Here is a 17,004-nt window from a genome sequence, read left to right on the forward strand (position 1 = left end):
AGGCTGAACTGTATCGACCGCTTTGACCACATCGTTATGCTGCTCCTCGGGGCATTTCACTGAAGGGAAATGCCGTCGGGAAGCATAGCAGTTGGGAGGGATGTCCGGCTCTAGCCAGCAGTCCTCGTCGCCTCGAGCGAAAGGACACGTCCGGCTTTCAGGGTGAGAATCTGATCGGCGATAGGAGCGGCCAACTCCCGCTGGTGGGTCGTGAGCAGTATCGTCCTGCTTTCCGATTTGAACCTGGCAAGCAGCTGGATCATCTGGCTTACGCTTTCCACATCCATGTTTGAGAATGGCTCGTCGAGCAGCAGCAACTCGGGCTGCGAAAACAGCACTCGGGCAAGGGAAGCGCGCTGGCGCATTCCCTGCGAATATTGCCCAACCGTGCGCGGCATCGCCGGGTTCAGCCCTACCTGGCGCAGCGCTTCGTCAGCGGCAAGGCATTGCCCCGAGCTATAGAGACTGCCGAAGTAGTTGAGATTTTCCAATCCGGTCAGCTCTTCGTAAAGCATCGGTGCGTGGCTCATGTAGCCAATGCGATGCCTGGCCGAGATAGGCCGCTGGTCGCCAAAAACTGTGACCGTTCCAGCGGAAGGCTGCAAAAGTCCTGCAAGAATACGCAACAAGGTCGATTTTCCCGCACCGTTTTCGCCGAGCAGCACATAACATTGGCCTGGCTCGAAGGCTACGGAAACCTGCCGCAACGCTGCAAAGGATCCAAAGAGGCGAGAGACTGAGTTGAGCTGTGCGAGCACCGGCTGAACCTGCACTGCTTACGTTGTGGGGCGGGAGGTAGCGGGTGCGTTCGCTGCCTTGGTGGCTGGTGTTTCGCCGGGCTTGGCAGCCGGTGCGTACTTTGAGGCGCATTTGGCCTGAAGCTGCGTGGCGTGGAACACGCCGTCCTGTCCCAGGGTGCCGATCGCCAGGGCCTGCGCGTCACCCTTGAAGGTGTCGGGCGGCGGCTCGGTGCCCTGATATACAACGCGAAGTGCACGCGCGGGACCAGTAGCCTTGGGATTGTGGCTTTCGAACTCGGTAAGGATGAAGTCGACGTTGCCGCCGTTCTGCTGAATGGTCTTGGGCTTCACGTAGCCTTCAACGCGCAGATTGGAGTGGTGGGCCTTGTCGCCCATCGCCTGCATCTCGGGCACTGTAACGTAGTAGCTCTTGCTGCCCGCAGCTCCGGTAACCGCCAGATAGCCGATGGTGCCAAGCACGATCACTGAAGCGATGGTGATCCGAAGTTGCTGGGGTGTGAGCTTCATCTAGGTATGAGTCTACGAGCCGCGAAGCGCAGGGTCAACCGCTGCGGGAGGTTTTCATATGACAGGGATGAAAAAAGGGCTGGCCACACCGGAGTTTTGCTCTGATGCAGCCAGGGGGAGGGAAGTAAAGTGTTGTGAAATCAATGCCTAAGGTTGGAAGATCCGGGGGAGGGAAGCCCAACCTTAGGGTGAAACATCGTGTTCCCGCTATCTGCGCGGGAGAAACTTATCGCTCTTCTTCGGTTGCAGCTTTGGGCGACGCAGCAATTACTGCTGGAGCGGCAACCATCGCAACGAAGACCAGGGCAATTAAAAAGTCGTGCATCCAAAACCTCAATTCGGCTCCATTGAGCAGGCTACCGATCAAGGTAGTCCTTGGTAACATCCGCCAAGCGCTTTTGGAGTTCTTTAGTAATGTTACTTTCCCATCTTTTTTGATCCGTGTCCAGAAAAAGTTTTGTGAATTAATACCACTTAAGTTGTAGCCGAGCACAGGCTTGAATAGATATGTGGATAACTGCTTTGATTAGAAAGAAATAAGCCCCATCCGTGCGATTTGCATGGACGGGGCTGAACTGAAATGTCCCGGATTTATTTCGCAGCTTCGAGGGTCTGTGCGGCCTGGTTAAGCGAGGTCGTCAGGGTAACCAACTGATGCGCTGCAAGTGCGGAGTTCTTAGCGTCCAGGGCCTCATTGACGCCCGGAACCACGACCGCAGCATAGCCCGTATATTCGCCAGGTGCGTAGATGTCGTGCTTGTACCAAGGGCGGTTAGGCAGGCCGGCATCGACGATAAATGCGGCTTCCGTGGCCCGCAGCGTCTGATTAAGCTCGACTGGGTTTGCCCCGGGGCTCGCCTGCTTGACGTGAACGGCTTCAGCGGCCTTGATAAAACGAGCAACCGCCGCCTGCGCAGGCCCGAAATCGAGCGACTTGGCGCTGGCCTTGCCCTTCGCACCATCCAAATAGCTTGCGATTTCCTTCCCGTACGTCACGTAGTCGTAGGGAAGCACGTCGGTATCCGCCATATGCAAAGCTTCCAGGCCAAGAATGCGCGCCATCTGCTGCAGATACACGAAGCTCGGGTCGGCATTCATGGTGAACCAGGCATAGTTGTCAAAAACGGAGTGGTATACACCATAGTCGCCATGCGAGCCAATGTCCGTCGAGGGCACGCCGACATGCTGCAGGAACGGAGTGAAGTCCGAACCGGAGCCGAGATCGCCGACCGGAACGTCTTCGCTGGCCGCGTTTGCATGAGTTATGTGGCCGGTGTTGGCATCGCCTTGACCACCAGCTCCGATCGAAGCCTGCTTCCACTGAAAATAAACCGTGCTGCCCTTCGGGCTGGACACTTCCTTGGTGACTTCGCGGAGAAACTGCTTGAGCGAGGGCACAGCTTCGGCACCGAACTCGGAACCGGCGACGGCAACGTCCACATTGAAGTAAGCGACAGCCTTCTGCAGCGTCTGGGCATGCTGCTCGACCCACTCTGTCGAACCGATCAGACCTTCTTCTTCAGCATCCCAGCTGGCGACGACGATGGTGCGCTTCGGCTTCCAACCAGACTTCAGCAGAGTGCCAAAGCCGTGCACCGATTCGAGCATTGCCGCAGTTCCGCTATTTGGATCGACCGCGCCATAGACCCAGGCATCGCGGTGGTTACCAACGACAACCCAATTGTCGGGCTGCTCGCTTCCTTTAATTTTTCCAATGACGTCCCAGATCGTCCGCACCTGGTAATCCTGGTCGGAGATCAGGTGAATCTTGACCCCCGTCTGCGCCGCGGTTCCTCCCGTGTGGTAACTGAAAGGGAGAGCTCCTTGCCAGCCCTTGGGTACTGCTGGTCCTTTAAGTTCTTTGAGGATTGGCGCAGCATCGTGGTAGCTGATGGGCACCGCGATAATGTTGGGCTGGTTTCCGGTGTGGGCCGGGTTCTGGCGAGCGGAGTCTGGCAGATCGATGGTCGATGCGACGCCGGGGGTTTGAGGATCGCCCGGATACTTAAAAAGATATTGCACACTGCCGCGCTGCACGCCCGTCTCCGGTCGCCATGGGCCGTTCGGATAGGCATCGCCCTTGTAGTAGCCATCGTCCTGCGGATCGGAATAGATGAGGACGCCGACCGCGCCACGTTGCTCCGCCAGATAGACCTTAACGCCCCGGAAGTTAGCCCCGTAGCGTACCAGGACAATCTTGCCGTGGAGATCGACGTGATCCGCATCGAGCTGTTGGAAATCCTCCAGCCGGCCGTAGTTGGCGTAGACCACTTCGCCGGTCACATCTCCTGAACCGGAAGAGCCATTGAAGGGCATAACAACGCGGGGGTCATCTTGAAAAGGGTCGTTGGAGACATGCTCCGGAGTTGGACCCTTGGCGAGCGCCGCTCCGGCATCCGAGGTCGCTTCAAAGCTGACTTTCCGCGGCTGGTTGAGCAGGACGCGATAGGGAACGATCTCAGTCTCGAGACCCGCAGCTTTAAACTTCGCGGCAACGTACTGCGCCGTTTCGTAGTCTTCCTTTGAGCTCGCAATATGAGGCTTCGCGGTGAGAATCTTCAAATGCTGCCCGGCCAGCTTAGCGTCAGGAACGGCAAGAAACTCGGCGTCGATCTTCGCCTGCGCAGTAAAGTCGGTGTAACCAAAAACCTGCGTTGGAGCAGGACTTTGTGCGATCGAGGGAGACAGTGAGAGGGAAAACGTCAGTATCAGGGAAGTGGTTACAGCGGCGGGGCGCAAGGGCATGAAGATCCTTCCTCTTTTTGAGCGGGGTGCAAAGAGTTCTGAAGGACCAGATTACATCACGATGAATGACCGGGAAGGCTGCCGGGCTCGACGCAGGATTACTCCATAGCTTCGCCCGGCGCCAGTTGTGGTTAGGGCTGCACGGGTTTGTCGTCGCCAGTAGCTACGCCGGCAGGGGTCGAAACTTGCCAGCCATTGCTCGATTTGACCAAGGTGGCGGCAGCTGCCTGCGCACCCGACGTATCGGCGGCAATCTTCGGGAAAGCAGTCTGCATCTCGGCCGTCTTCGCCCAACCGGGAACGCCGGCAATGTCGTAGTGGTAGTTCACGAGGAACTGCGTTGCGTCCGGGTTATCCGCCGGCGAAAAGTTGTCAATCGTCGTGACTTCACGGTGCCCGACGCAGAAGTTGCCATATCCCGGCTGTGAAGGGTCGGCGATCCAGGTGGAACGGCCCTTGTCGGATAGATCGTAGTCGTTGACCTGTTTGGAACCGATCAGAAAGCGCTTCTTCTCGGCAGATTTGCGGACGAGAAATCCCGCATCGGTCAGAGCATCGTAGCCCTTCGTCTGTTCATCATTCGAAGTGTCAGCCTGCGCGGGAAATTTCTTCGCGGTGCTCCATACGCATTCTTGGATTGGGCTGAGAGAGTCGTTAATTGCAGACTTAAACGCCATCTTGTCGACAGCGTTGGTTTTGCGGCATCCCGCCGCACCGAGCATAGCGATACAGAGCGCAGCGCTTACCGAAATAGCAACTCCAGAGTTCGTTCGCATGAAAATTCTCCCAGTTTGATTGGATGCAGAAGAGTGGATCTGCCTTGGACAGAACTGTTCCGAATGATTCGCTTTTGAGAGCAATTCTTGCGGATTGAAACGCGGCATCGAGGACGCTGCGACGAATCCCCACGTAAGATCGAGGAGACACATCGTGAGGGAGTTCTGAAAGGTTCTGAGCAAGAGAGTTCCGTCGGCCTGCGCGAGCCGCTCGACGTTGCCGGCATGGAGCAGTCACCAGGAGCGCTGTCCGGCGAAGTCTTGCGTGGCGCAGCTGACAAGCCAGAAGAAGAGTGGCCGGCGGTTGTTCGCGCGCTGCGTAATCAGAACTACCGTCTTTTTATCTCGGGAAACCTGCTTTCCAATATCGGCACCTGGATGCAGAACGTTGCGCAGGGATGGCTGGTCCTCACCCTCACCAACTCCGCATTTTGGCTGGGTGTAGTCGGCTTCACCGGAGCGATACCGTTCCTCATCTTCATGCTTTTTGGAGGCGTGATTGCCGACCGTGTGGATAAGCGCCGGCTGCTGTTGGCAACTCAAACGGTAATGATGGTGCTGGCCTTTATTCTGGCCGCGCTGACTTATTTCCATCACATCGCTGTCTGGGGTGTAGCTGTGCTGGCTTTCCTGAATGGCACAGCACTCGCAATCAATAATCCGAGCTACCAGGCGATGGTCCCAAGGCTGGTGAAACGCGAAGACCTGACCAACGCTATCGCTCTCAACTCTGCCCAGTTTAATATGTCTCGAATCCTCGGGCCTACGCTCGGCGGATACGCGATGGTCGTCTTCGGAATGGCCGGAAATTTCTTTCTCAATGGTCTCAGCTTCCTGGCAGTGCTCTTTTCGCTGATGAAGATCCGCTACCCGGAAGAAGTGTTGGTCCGTCACGAGGGTCTTTACGACAGCCTCATCTCCGGATTCAAGTATGTCCGTAGCATACCGCAGATGTACGTGCTCACCTGGATGATCGCCATTTCGAGCTTTCTCAGCATTCCGTTCCTGACTTTCATCCCCTTCTTCGCGCGCAACCAGCTCAAGGTCGGCGAGAGCGGTCTGGGCCTGCTGCTGGCCTGTTCCGGCACTGGCGCAGTGCTGGGCGCGATCACCGTAGCCTGGCAGGGCAAGATGCGCCATCGGGGAAGAATTATCGCCTTCTGCGGGGCCCTGGTCATGGCCATTGTTGTGCTCTTTTGCTATTCGCAGAGTTTCGCGCTCTCCCTCGTATGTATGTTCTTCGAGGGCTACCTGATGATTCTGACCATCTCCGCAGTCAACGTCGCCATGCAGCATCTATCCTCGGACGCCATGCGAGGCAGGGTGATGAGCATCTACGGAACCGCTTTCCTGGGGTTGCCGCCGCTCGGAGCCCTATTGGCCGGAGAGCTGTCGCGACACATTCCGACCGGCCACGCGCTCGCGGCCATGTCTGGTCTCTCCTCCATCGCTTACCTTAGTTTCTTCGCCTTTTCCCACTCCCTGCGAGAACTCGATTAGTCTCCGGTTGAGATAGCTTTTCACTAACTGGGACGCGGTTTCTGTGAGATCTCTTACCCAGGTAATGGCCCATTGGTGGAGTGTTGACAGGCCTATCGTGGGATTGGTAATTTCTCACAGTTATCTTATTTCTTTAAAGGTAGGCGCACGCATATGGAATACACGGGGCAGATGGACACAATGAGCCACACAGAAACCGGGATTTTAACGGGGAAAGTCGCCAGCAGCCAGTCGCTGTTTGAGCGTTACACAGAAGCAACGAGACGCGCATTGCAGTTTGCGCGCGAAGAAGCAGATCACCGAGGATCATCTGAAATTGGTGTAGCGGATATTTTGGCCGGCCTCAGCGTGGATGAAGAAACACGCGCTGAACGGATTGGCGCGTTGAAAGCAAACGCCTTCTATCTTCGCTGGCTTTCGGGACTTCCTGCGTTGCCGGCACGCGAAGTCGCTCCAGTTGCCTTCCAGACGCCTGAGTTTGACTTGGAAGCCCGTCGTGCTCTGGCCTTTGCCGTCATGGAAGCTGACCGTGACCGCGAGTATCGCATCGACTCCGATCACTTGCTGCGCGGCATCATGCGGTTTCCTAATAAAGCGCACTTCGCGATCCTGAAGACCGAACTGAACTTGAACGCCGCGCGCATCGCTTCTCGGCGCGACCGCGAGATCCACCTTCCTGAAGAAAATCCAAACTTGAAGGTGGTCAAGTACCTGATCCGCAAGCACCTCGCACTCTGGCTTCCACCGGCGCTTAGCCTGGCCTGCTACCTCTATATTCTGTTCCAGGGTTTCGGGCTGGAGCTTTCAACGCTAGCCAAGTAGTTCTGTCTCACGCGAAACATGATGGGCTGGGATTGTCCCTGGCCCATCATGTTTTGCGTCATTACTTTTTCGCCTCAGCTGCCATTTCCCTCAGATAATTGGAGCTGAGCGTGCCCTTCTTCTGAGCAACGGGCAAAAGCGTTGGGTAAAACTGGACGAAAGTCGTGTCCACCGCCGCGTGTTCAGCGTGACACGAGTAGCAGTTCGCCGTTTTCGGAAACAGCGTGGCCTTCGTCTCGCTTGAAACGTCAAAGAACGCCCACTTGCCGGGAAAACGAGCCTCATCCTTGACATGTACTTCCATCCCCGAGACCTCGCCGCTCTGAAAATGGCCTGTCTTGTTGATTGAACTTTTGCTGCCCGATCTGCGTCCTTCGAGCACCAGCACAGTCTTATCCGGCCAGGTGCCGTTGGCGAGGAAGCTGCGATATGCTTCGGGATTGACGAAGACATTGTCGAACGAGGGAGCATCATCGGAATTACCAGCTGCATAGCTCATGCCGAGGCCGCTGGTAAGGTACACCCACTCCCGATACTGACCCACCGGAGGCACAAGGTCACCATCCTTGGTGTAGGCGAGCACGTAAGGAACTGGAGATGATGGCTCTGGTAAGGTTGCAGGTCTCGAAAGAACGGATGCGGAGACTGCGATAGGCTTTCGCGAAATAGCTGCCAGACAGAATGCCAGGATGCAGGTTAATGAGAGGAAACTAAGCACAACTGTTCTTAGGGTCAAAACAACCTCCGGTCTGCAAGAGTTACGGGAGGGGAACAATCAAAGTTCCCCTCCCGTAACTTCTACAGGAAATCAGGCTGCTGGTTGCACTTGGACACAGTGAGCGCAACGCTTGGCAGCGAGTGGAATCTCGCTCAGGCATTCCGGGCAAACCTTGGTTGCCGGCGCTGCAGCTGCAGGCGCAGGTGCGGCAAACTTCTTGAGCATGTACTGCATGGGAACGATCACCGCAAAATAGACAGCGGCTGCGACCAGCACGAAGTTGATCAACGCGTTAAGCAGTTTACCGATGTGGATTTCGCCGGGAGCAACGTAATTCGCCGGAAGCGGATGGGGCGGCGGCGGAACGGCATGCAGCACAGGGACGTGGATCACCAGCGTGGAGAAGTCGGGCGCGCCAACCAGGGCGGAAATCACCGGCGTGATTACATCCGCCGTAACAGAAGCTGTGATCGCTCCGAATGCGGCACCGATAATCACAGCGACGGCCAGATCGACTACGTTCCCACGAAGAATAAAGTCCTTAAACCCTTTGAGCATGTACCACTTCTCCTTTGCAGCCGGGATGTCTTGCTCGCCCATCCTACAGGCTGAGGCGACCCATGGGAAGCAAAGAAGGAGGCGTTTTCTCCTCGATTAAAGCAGTACCCCTGAGAAGGGCGCCAGGAGAAGAAAGGAGATCATCAACAGCACCATCAAGTCCACGTACAGCAGTAACAGAACTCCGCCATGGTAAAAATTCCATCGTTTCTGGAGGCAACGCGCTGTGTCCCACGTGGCTGCAGAGGCAATCAGCAGCGGGACGACGAGCCATGCACAAATATGAACCTGGGGGAAACCTGAGAGTCGAAAACTGAACAAAAGGGAAGCAAGAGCCAGAACAGTTCCACGAATGAGGGACTTTCTTTGCAGGCGAAAGATGGCAAGACGGCGCATCACAGACTCTAACTTTACGGCACCCGGAAGCTTAACGCGAACTTTGCGAGGTCACACACTCGGTCTGACGGTAGGGAAACCTGTGCTTGTTCGTAGCACCAAATCCTCCTGCTCGATCTCGAGGTCACATGTTCCACTTCTATGAGAAATCACCAATCTACGCCCCCCAACTCAGCGACCAGAACAACACTTCCGTCATGTTACCGAGGAGTGGCGTCTCCGCTCTTGGCCTTTAATCAGTTGCTAAGTATTTCATATTCAACTAGATGATCCATGCCGGCCGCTCCAGTCAGCATGTCGAGCGTAAGCACCTCTAACAGATTAAGAGCTAAAGACAACCTTAGAAACCGTCGATGAGGCAAGCAAAAGAAATCATTCAGCTGCGGAGCGGAAGGGGTAGCAGCGCGTGCCCGGAACTGTCGCCGTCGGCGCGAGGCCGTCTATGATTCGACGTTGTCTGGAAGTAGGGCGATGGAAGCGGTTTGCTGGGGCAGAAGTGAGCATCCTGGCGTATGTATGCAGCATAGCAATCTGTGTCTTCGCGCCGGAAGGGCGAGCGCAGGTCACGTTCGCCGGTACACAGATCAACGTGTCAAGCACGTCGATCGGCTCTCCGTCAGGTGTCGCTCTCGATGGCAAGGGAAATGTTTTCATCACGGACCGCGTCAATAATCTTCTCCTACGCGTGCCGGCCACGCCATCAGGTTTTGGAACCCCGTCCGTCATTCTGAGCGAACTTTCAGCGCCTGGGGGCGTGGCATCTGATTGGAGTGGCAATGTTTTTGTGGCGGACACAGGCAACAACCGCATCGTCATGCTGCCCGTCACGGCCAACGGATACGGATCACCGGTGACCTTAGGCTCGTCGCTAAGCAACCCAGCTGGAGTGGCCGTGGATCCGGCGGACAACGTTTATATTGCAGACTCAGGCAACAATCGTATCGTGCAGTTGCCGCGCATTGGCACTAGCTATGGCTCGCCAATCATCCTCGCTACAGGCTTCAGTAGTCCAATGGGCGTTGCTGTGGACGCTGCCCTTGCACTGTATGTCGCTGACACCGGCAACAACCGCGCGATCAAGATACCTGCCTCCCCAGCCGGCTATACAACCCAGCAGCTGCTGACTCGGGCATTGATGGCTCCCATGAGCATCGCCGTCGATAAGTCCGGGAACGTCTATATCGCCGATAACGGGGAAGGCCGGATCGTAGAAGACCCTTGGAATAGTGGGGCCAAACGATTCAATACGGTGACGACAGCAGGAAGTAACTTTGCCTCTCCATTGGCCGTAGGCGTCGATTGGAGCGGTAGTCTCTATGTTGCAGATGGGGCAACAAATCAGGTCCAGGAAGTAGTTGCACCTAGCGTGGGCTTTATGCCGGCGTATCTGAATGCCGCGCCAGTAATCCAGACCTACAGTTTTCGTATCGCCTCCGGCACGACGGTTGGTGCAGTGGGCATATTCTCCCAAGGGATATCTGGCCGTGACTTTAAAGACGCAGGTGGAAGTACTTGCACAATTCAAACCTACTCAGTGGCATCAAGTTGTTCGGTTCAGGTTGGTTTTACACCTCTCGCTTCAGGACTTCGAAGCGGAGCGATTACATTGTATGACGGACAAGGGAACGCGCTTGCATCCGCTTATATTTCCGGAATTGGAATTGCTCCACAGGCAGCATACTTACCCGCAACTATAACTCAGCTAGGCTCCCAACTCAGCGGACCCGCCGGGGTGGCAGTGGATGGAAGCGGCAACTTGTTTATCTCTGACACCGGGAACAACAGGGTAGTCGAGATACCCTGGACAGGAAGTAGTTACGGCCTGGCGAGTGTCATGCCAGTGACGGGCCTGAGCAGTCCCATGGGCATCACGGTGGATGGGGCAGGGAACCTGTACATCGTCTCAAATGGAAATGACAAAGTAGTCAAACTCCCCTGGACAGGTACTTCGTTCGGCCCCCAAATGAAAGTAGCAAACAGTCTTTACGGGCCGTCGGGCGTCACCGTGGATGGTGTTGGTAATCTTTACATTACCGATACCTTGGACAATAATCTGGACAAAGTTTCATGGACCTGTAATACCTATACAGAGGCCAAGTCCCTTGGAAATTATCGCAAATTTCCGGTAGGTATAGCTGTAGATGCCAACGGCAACGTGTACTTCACAATGCCCTACCAAAACACTCTGGTCAAGATTCCATGGTCGGGAACACAGTATCTCGACCAAATTATATTGCCACTCAAAGGAGTCTCCTTTCCGTCAGCTATCGCCGTCGACGCCAACTCAAACCTGTACGTCTTGGATGCTGCCAGCGGAGCGCTGGTCATGCTTCCCTCGACTGGTTCAGGCTTTGGTGCCCAGATAACTGTCGCCAGCGGGTTCAATGCTCCCAGTGGCCTGGCGATCGATGCAAAAGGGAATATTTACGTAGCTGATACAGGCAACAACCAGGTGGTTAAACTCAACCTGTCTCAGCCAGGAACGATCAATTTCGCTAACACCTATCTTGGGTCGATGAGTGCTGATAGTGCACAGATAGCTTTGGTTGAAAACATAGGCAATCAGCCCTTGACTCTGCTTGACCTGAGTTATCCCGCCGACTTCCCCGAGGACTCAGGTGCTTCGTCCGCCTGCACATCAGCGACAACGCTTCTGCCTGGCAACTCGTGCCAGCTTCCAATTGATTTTGTCCCACTGAATGCACGGGGAGAGATCAGCGAAGAGGTTACCGTCGGCATAGGCTTTGACCAAAGCCCTGAGACTTGGACATCCTTCAGCGTTCAGGGAATGGGGATGAGTAGACTCGTTCAGACGATCAACTTTCCTCAAATTTCAGACACTGTATTTGGGGCAGCGCCGATCGCACTTACGGCTACAGCATCCTCCGGCCTCTCGGTCAGGTATCAGATTCTGAGTGGTCCGGCAATGCTGAGTAGTGATGGACGATGGATCAATATCACTGGCGCAGGCACAGTCGTTATCCAGGCTACGCAGGTGGGTAACTCCAGTTACGGCCCTGCGCAGTCTGTAAATATCAGCTTTCGCATTGCGCCTGCTGTCCTGTCCGTAGTTCCAGGGAACGCAACAGCCATTTACGGATCTATTCCCCAGGCATTTGGCTATTCGATAGTTGGCTTTGTCGCTGGTCAGTCAGCCTCGCAGGTTGTAACCGGTCAGGCTGCCATATCCGTGCAAGCGGTCAGTCCAATCAATGCGGGAACGTATACCCTTGTGGCCTCGCAGGGAAGTTTGTCTGCCGTCAACTATACGTTCGTATTCAAGACCGGCACGTTGACGGTAAACAAAGCCGTGCTACAGGTGAGAGCGGGATCATTGTCTGTGACATACGGTTGCGTAGTGCCGTCGCTATCTTGGAGCGTGAGCGGATTTGTCAATGGAGATAACGCAGCTTCTCTCTCTGGTGCGCCAGCATTAGTCACTGTTGCAAACGCGAAATCCCCGGTTGGGACTTATCCAGTGACAGCGAAGCTTGGCACATTGAACGCCCTCAATTACAGCTTTTCTTTCAATGCCGGAGCTATATCCGTCCAGCCCGCCGTGTTGGCAGTTACAGCCGTCAATCAGAGTGCGATCTATGGATCGGCCCTTCCAACTTTTGCATATGCGGTGAGCGGCTTCGTTTCCGGGGACTCAGCAGACAACGCAATAAGCGGAATTGCCTCTATTTCAGCGAAATGCTCGTCGTCTCCGAACGTCGGACTCTACGCAATCACGATATCCCAGGGATCTTTGAAATCATCGAACTATACTTTCCGCTTTGTTCAGGGAACGTTGCAAATTACGAAGGCATTATTAACGGTGAAGGCGAACGATATGACGATGTCATACGGTGGAAAGGTACCCTTGCCGTCTTATTCGATGACAGGTTTCGTATATAGCGATACGCAAGCGTCGGCTGTGACTGGCTCCCCCGCGTTTACAACGGCAGTGACATCGAGCACGAAGCCAGGTAACTTCGCACTCGTAGTTTCATCAGGCTCTTTGGCGGCGAATAATTACACTTTCGCCTATCAGCCTGGAAATCTTGCAGTGGGGAAGGCTCAACTCGCGGTGGCTGCAGCATCCGCGTCCATGACTTATGGCGGATCAGTCCCAGCGATCGTGCCGCAGTATTCCGGATTCGTCAACGGGGATAACGCGACTTCGTTGCACGGCACTCCTGCATGTTCGAGTCAGGCGTCTTCCTCCTCGGCAGCTGGAAAATATGCGATTCTCTGCAGTGCGGGAGGTCTGACTTCAGATCTGTATGGATTTACCTTTGTCAACGGAACCCTTATCGTGAATAAGGCCATCCTTACTGTGCAGGCAAATCCTGCATCCATGACCTACGGAGCTGATATTCCGAAGTTGACGTACACTGTTTCGGGGCTCATGAACGGTGACACAGCCACTGTCATTTCAGGTCAGCCGACATTGATCGCTGGAGCAACGAAAGCTTCTGTGGTCGGTACCTACGCAATTACGGCTTCGGTAGGCAACCTGGTGGCTACGAACTATACCTTTTCAACAAGTAATGGCAAGTTGACGGTGACGAAGGCACCTCTAGTACTTACACCCAACGCGGTCATCATGACTTACGGCGGACAGACGCCGCCATTGACATATAGTGTCAGCGGGCTACTCAACGGCGATCCAACGTCTGTGATTACAGGCGTGCCTCAGTATGAGAATGCAGTTTCAAAGGCGTCTCCTGCCGGCACGTATTCGTTTCAGATGCAGATTGGCACTTTGACCGCCGCGAATTATAGTTTTACCTTTGCGAATGGGACCGCAACTGTAAACAAGGCCAACCTTACTCTGACCGCGAATAATTTATCAATGAAGGCAGGTAGTGCAGTCCCTGCCTTGACTTGGACTGCAACAGGGTTTGTGAATGGAGACACTAGTTCCACAGCCCTCAAGGGGGCCCCTGTCCTCGCCACCACGGCATCCGCAGCATCGAAGGCAGGCAGTTATCCCATAACCATTGTCGCTGGGAGCGTTACGGCTGCTAATTACATCCTGTCCTTAGCGAATGGGAAGATGACAGTGACACAATAGGCTACCAAGCCGTAACAGTTATCTGACCACTGCTTCCATTGCTTCAAGTGATTCGGAATAGGGAGCGCTTAACACCCCTCGCTCCGTGATGATGCCGGTGATGTACTTTGCTGGCGTCACATCGAATGCCGGATTGTAAATCCCCACACCGTGAGGAGTAAGTTGCTTCCCTCCGTGATGTGTCACCTCGATTGACGATCGCTCTTCTATCGGGATAAGATCGCCGGTTGTGGTAGCGCGGTCGATCGTAGACCATGGCGCGGCAACATAGAACGGTATTCCATGCTCCTTGGCTAAAATTGCGACGGAGTAAGTGCCGATCTTGTTAGCGGCGTCGCCATTGGCGGCTATGCGGTCTGCTCCTACCACGACGGCCTGAATCTTGCCCTGGCGCATGAGGACAGCCGCCATGTTGTCACACAGCACGGTCGTCGGAATCCCATCGGCCATCAATTCCCACGCGGTGAGGCGTGCTCCTTGAAGGAATGGCCGCGTCTCATCAGCATAGACATGAATTTGTTTCCCGTTCTCTACCGCACCGCGAATTACGCCGAGAGCCGTTCCGTACCCGCAGGTGGCCAGAGCGCCGGCGTTGCAGTGGGTCAAGACGCCGCCCTCGTCGGGCATCAGGTCCGCACCATGGGCTCCAATAGCCTTGCAGTCGGCAATGTCCTGGTCGTACATGCGGAAGGCTTCATCAAGCAAAGCCTGTTGCACCGTCGGCAGGTCTGCGCCAGCAGCGTGCAGTCCGGCGAAGATGGCTTTCATTCGGTCGATTGCCCAGAAAAGATTGACCGCCGTCGGCCGGGTTCCTGCGAGTAGCGCGCAAATCTGTTCGAACTCAGGTACAAATTCCTCGGTTGTCGTCGCTTTTGTCTGCTTCGCGCCAAGAGCCACTCCCATTGCGGCTGAAACGCCGATGGCGGGCGCACCGCGGACCACCATCGTCACAATCACGTCCGCAACCTGTTGGTAGCTGGTGGCCAGAACATAAGTTTCTTCCAGTGGGAGCTTGGTCTGGTCAATAAACCGGACGCCTTCGGAGGTCCATTCGAGGGTAAGAATCATCGCTCTTCCAGTTTAAACGCTGGGAGGACCGAATACGGAGGCGGCCCATAACGGAACCTGTAAGAGACGCGACAGTTTTAAGATGAACGCGTTGTAAAGGACGCGCAATACAGTGGTTACAACACATACGGGGAGATATTCATGGGCTTTTTGGAAAGGTTTTCATTTTCCAGTAGACGACCTGCCCGCTCTCTGGTTAGAGTGAAGGGCTGCGCGTGCTTTCGCGCTGTAGAGGGTCTCCGCTTTGACACATACAAATTTGACTGCCGTCGACTGGCTCATCATGCTGCTGTACTTCGTATTTGTGCTGGGCATCGGCTTTGCCCTCAAGCGCTACATGAAGACCAGCAAGGACTTCTTTCAGGCCGGTCGCGCCTTGCCCGCCTGGATCTGCGGCCTGGCCTTCATCAGTGCCAACCTCGGCGCGCAGGAAGTGATCGGCATGGGCGCTTCTGGCGCCAAGTACGGCATCGCCACCAGCCACTTCTACTGGATCGGCGCCATCCCCGCGATGATCTTCGTCGGCATCTTTATGATGCCTTTCTACTACGGATCTAAAGCGCGTTCGGTCCCAGAGTTCCTCCGCCTTCGCTTCGATGAAAAGACCCGCGCACTCAATGCCTGCTCGTTCGCCGTAATGACCGTGTTTTCCTCCGGCATCTCGATGTACGCCATGGCGCGGCTCATCCAGACGCTGCATGTCTTCGATTACCTCTTCATCTCCGCCGGTTTGCCCCTGGGTTGGATCTTCCACTTCTCCATCCTGCTCTCGGCTATCATCGTCCTCGGATACATCTTCCTGGGCGGCCTCACCAGCGCCATTTATAACGAAGTCCTGCAGTTCTTCCTCATCATCGCCGGCTTCCTTCCACTGGTCATCATCGGCCTCAAGAACGTGGGTGGTTGGAGCGGCCTTAAGGCCTCGCTACCGTCGGCCTACACGCACTCCTGGCAGGGCATGACCCACGCCAATACCAATCCGCTAGGCGTTGAAGTTTTCGGACTGGCCATGGGCCTCGGCTTCGTCCTCAGCTTCGGCTACTGGTGCACAGACTTCCTCGTCATCCAGACCGCCATGGCCACCGACACGCAGGAGAACGCGCGCCGCGTTCCCCTCATCGCGGCCATCCCCAAGATGTTCTTCCCATTCCTCGTGATCCTGCCCGGCCTGCTCGCCATCGCCGCGACCACGCCGAAGCCGGTCACCATCGAGCGCCATGACGCCAGCGGCGCCATCTACCGCGAAACTACTGTCCCCACCGAAGCCGAAGGCAAGGGCCAGGGACTCGTTCCCGCCAAGACCAACCCGCTCACCGGTAAGATCATGCTGGACGCCAGCGGCAAGCCACTCCTCGACTATGACCTCGCCATCCCGTCGATGTTGCTGCACTACTTCCCAACCGGCATCCTCGGCCTCGGCTTGACAGCGCTGCTTGCCAGCTTCATGAGCGGCATGGCCGGCAACGTCACCGCCTTCAACACCGTTTGGACCTACGACCTCTATCAGTCGTACATCAAGAAGGGCGCGAGCGATGCCCACTACCTGGCTATGGGTCGCTGGGCAACAGTCGGCGGCATTCTCTTATCGATGGCCACGGCCTACGCAGCGACCGGCTTCAACAACATCATGGACACGCTGCAGCTGGTGTTCTCCTTCGTGAACGCGCCTCTCTTCGCGACCTTCCTGCTGGGTATGTTCTGGAAGCGCGCCACCGGCAACGGCGCATTTATCGGCCTCATCTCCGGCACCTGTGCCGCGATCATCCACCACGGCATGACGCTGCCCCTCGAAGCACATCCCGGCATGCATGGCGGATGGATCGCCATTGTCCACCACTATCCCAGCGACATGGCGCAAAACTTCTGGACTGCCATCTGGGCTTTCTGCATCAACTTCATTGTGACCATCGTCGTCAGCCTTTTCGGCAAGCCAAAGCCGGAGTCGGAACTGGTCGGCCTCGTCCACTCGCTCACACCCAAGCCGGAGATGGGGCACCTGCCCTGGTGGCGCCGTCCCGAAGCCCTGGCCGTCGTACTGATCATCATGGTTGTGACACTGAACGTCATCTTCCGCTAACAAAGGCCGGTGTG

The 17,004-nt window shown here is 55.8% G+C and carries 12 protein-coding genes; 5 read left to right on the forward strand and 7 right to left on the reverse strand.

Annotated features, from left to right (window positions below; genetic code table 11):
- Window positions 1-110: 110 nt before the first annotated feature.
- Both ccmA and AC5S27_RS08895 read right to left on the reverse strand, forming a co-directional pair.
- A complete protein-coding gene (gene ccmA, locus AC5S27_RS08890; RefSeq protein ID WP_493934208.1) occupies window positions 111-758 on the reverse strand; it encodes a heme ABC exporter ATP-binding protein CcmA in 648 nt (215 codons plus the stop codon).
- A gap of 18 nt (window positions 759-776) precedes the next feature.
- Window positions 777-1,268 (reverse strand): cytochrome c maturation protein CcmE, encoded by a 492-nt coding sequence (locus AC5S27_RS08895; RefSeq protein ID WP_493934209.1) that lies wholly within the window; start codon window positions 1,266-1,268, stop codon window positions 777-779.
- A 188-nt stretch (window positions 1,269-1,456) separates the two neighbouring features.
- Between AC5S27_RS08895 and AC5S27_RS08900 the strand changes: the two genes are divergently transcribed.
- Window positions 1,457-1,753, forward strand: a complete 297-nt coding sequence (locus AC5S27_RS08900) for a hypothetical protein (RefSeq protein WP_493934210.1) — start codon at window positions 1,457-1,459, stop codon at window positions 1,751-1,753.
- A 106-nt stretch (window positions 1,754-1,859) separates the two neighbouring features.
- Here the strand turns inward: AC5S27_RS08900 and AC5S27_RS08905 are convergent, their stop codons facing one another.
- Both AC5S27_RS08905 and AC5S27_RS08910 read right to left on the reverse strand, forming a co-directional pair.
- Window positions 1,860-4,013, reverse strand: a complete 2,154-nt coding sequence (locus tag AC5S27_RS08905) for a M28 family metallopeptidase (protein WP_493934211.1) — start codon at window positions 4,011-4,013, stop codon at window positions 1,860-1,862.
- A 131-nt stretch (window positions 4,014-4,144) separates the two neighbouring features.
- Window positions 4,145-4,789, reverse strand: coding sequence for a hypothetical protein (locus tag AC5S27_RS08910; protein WP_493934212.1), 645 nt, complete (start codon window positions 4,787-4,789; stop codon window positions 4,145-4,147).
- 87 nt (window positions 4,790-4,876) lie between these two features.
- On the opposite strand from AC5S27_RS08910, the gene AC5S27_RS08915 reads away from it, so the two are divergent.
- The gene (locus AC5S27_RS08915) at window positions 4,877-6,289 is read left to right on the forward strand and encodes an MFS transporter (protein ID WP_493934213.1); all 1,413 of its coding nucleotides are present in this window, start codon (window positions 4,877-4,879) and stop codon (window positions 6,287-6,289) included.
- 180 nt (window positions 6,290-6,469) lie between these two features.
- Window positions 6,470-7,111, forward strand: coding sequence for a hypothetical protein (locus AC5S27_RS08920; RefSeq protein WP_493934214.1), 642 nt, complete (start codon window positions 6,470-6,472; stop codon window positions 7,109-7,111).
- A 61-nt stretch (window positions 7,112-7,172) separates the two neighbouring features.
- Here AC5S27_RS08920 and AC5S27_RS08925 read toward each other — a convergent pair whose 3' ends face one another.
- Window positions 7,173-7,694: a cytochrome P460 family protein gene (locus tag AC5S27_RS08925; protein WP_493934215.1), complete on the reverse strand. Its 522-nt coding sequence runs from the start codon at window positions 7,692-7,694 to the stop codon at window positions 7,173-7,175.
- 225 nt (window positions 7,695-7,919) lie between these two features.
- Window positions 7,920-8,387 carry a large conductance mechanosensitive channel protein MscL gene (mscL, locus tag AC5S27_RS08930; RefSeq protein ID WP_493934216.1) on the reverse strand — a complete coding sequence of 156 codons (468 nt, stop codon included), beginning with the start codon at window positions 8,385-8,387 and terminating at the stop codon, window positions 7,920-7,922.
- An 892-nt stretch (window positions 8,388-9,279) separates the two neighbouring features.
- Here mscL and AC5S27_RS08935 point away from each other — a divergent pair.
- Window positions 9,280-13,845, forward strand: coding sequence for an MBG domain-containing protein (locus AC5S27_RS08935; protein WP_493934217.1), 4,566 nt, complete (start codon window positions 9,280-9,282; stop codon window positions 13,843-13,845).
- 18 nt (window positions 13,846-13,863) lie between these two features.
- Here the strand turns inward: AC5S27_RS08935 and mtnA are convergent, their stop codons facing one another.
- Window positions 13,864-14,913: an S-methyl-5-thioribose-1-phosphate isomerase gene (mtnA, locus tag AC5S27_RS08940; RefSeq protein WP_493934218.1), complete on the reverse strand. Its 1,050-nt coding sequence runs from the start codon at window positions 14,911-14,913 to the stop codon at window positions 13,864-13,866.
- A gap of 283 nt (window positions 14,914-15,196) precedes the next feature.
- Here mtnA and AC5S27_RS08945 point away from each other — a divergent pair, with 283 nt between their 5' ends.
- Window positions 15,197-16,990: a sodium:solute symporter family protein gene (locus tag AC5S27_RS08945; RefSeq protein WP_493937292.1), complete on the forward strand. Its 1,794-nt coding sequence runs from the start codon at window positions 15,197-15,199 to the stop codon at window positions 16,988-16,990.
- Window positions 16,991-17,004: the final 14 nt, after the last annotated feature.

The sequence above is a fragment of the Acidicapsa borealis genome, from assembly GCF_059115245.1.